The sequence below is a fragment of the Listeria immobilis genome (assembly GCF_014322845.1).
In the GTDB taxonomy this organism is placed as follows: Bacteria; Bacillota; Bacilli; order Lactobacillales; family Listeriaceae; genus Listeria; species Listeria immobilis.
The window spans coordinates 1-623 of sequence record NZ_JAASUA010000029.1; the positions used below are offsets into that span (position 1 = coordinate 1).

6 tRNA genes and 1 rRNA gene are annotated in these 623 nt (G+C 52.3%); all 7 read right to left on the minus strand.

Features of this window, described 5'->3' with window-relative positions:
- Positions 1 to 86, minus strand: a tRNA-Leu gene (locus HCJ45_RS14800).
- 15 nt (positions 87 to 101) lie between these two features.
- Positions 102 to 176, minus strand: a tRNA-Gly gene (locus HCJ45_RS14805).
- A 12-nt stretch (positions 177 to 188) separates the two neighbouring features.
- A tRNA-Leu gene (locus HCJ45_RS14810) sits at positions 189 to 270 on the minus strand.
- 5 nt (positions 271 to 275) lie between these two features.
- A tRNA-Lys gene (locus HCJ45_RS14815) sits at positions 276 to 348 on the minus strand.
- 36 nt (positions 349 to 384) lie between these two features.
- Positions 385 to 460, minus strand: a tRNA-Thr gene (locus tag HCJ45_RS14820).
- An 8-nt stretch (positions 461 to 468) separates the two neighbouring features.
- Positions 469 to 541, minus strand: a tRNA-Val gene (locus HCJ45_RS14825).
- Between the two features lie 9 nt (positions 542 to 550).
- Positions 551 to 623, minus strand: a 5S ribosomal RNA gene (gene rrf, locus HCJ45_RS15220); the annotation flags it as partial.

Consider the following 623-nt stretch of genomic DNA (forward strand, 5'->3'; position numbering starts at 1 on the left):
TGCCGAGGACCGGAATCGAACCGGTACGGATATCACTATCCGCAGGATTTTAAGTCCTGTGCGTCTGCCAGTTCCGCCACCCCGGCGTTGCTTATAAAATATGGAGCGGAAGACGGGGTTCGAACCCGCGACCCCCACCTTGGCAAGGTGATGTTCTACCACTGAACTACTTCCGCATATCATATAAGTGCGGGTGAAGGGACTTGAACCCCCACGCCTCGCGGCGCCAGATCCTAAATCTGGTGCGTCTGCCAATTCCGCCACACCCGCAAAAGTGAGCCGTGCTGGGTTCGAACCAGCGACCCTCTGATTAAAAGTCAGATGCTCTACCAACTGAGCTAACGGCTCTCTATAATAATATATCTATTACAAAGAAAATAATAATGGTGCCGGCTGCAAGAGTCGAACTCGCGACCTACTGATTACAAATCAGTTGCTCTACCAACTGAGCTAAGCCGGCATAAAAAATGGAGGTTAACGGGATCGAACCGCTGACCCTCTGCTTGTAAGGCAGATGCTCTCCCAGCTGAGCTAAACCTCCAGAAATATTGCCCGGCAGCGACCTACTCTCGCAGGGGGAAGCCCCCAACTACCATTGGCGCAGAGAAGCTTAACTACCGTGT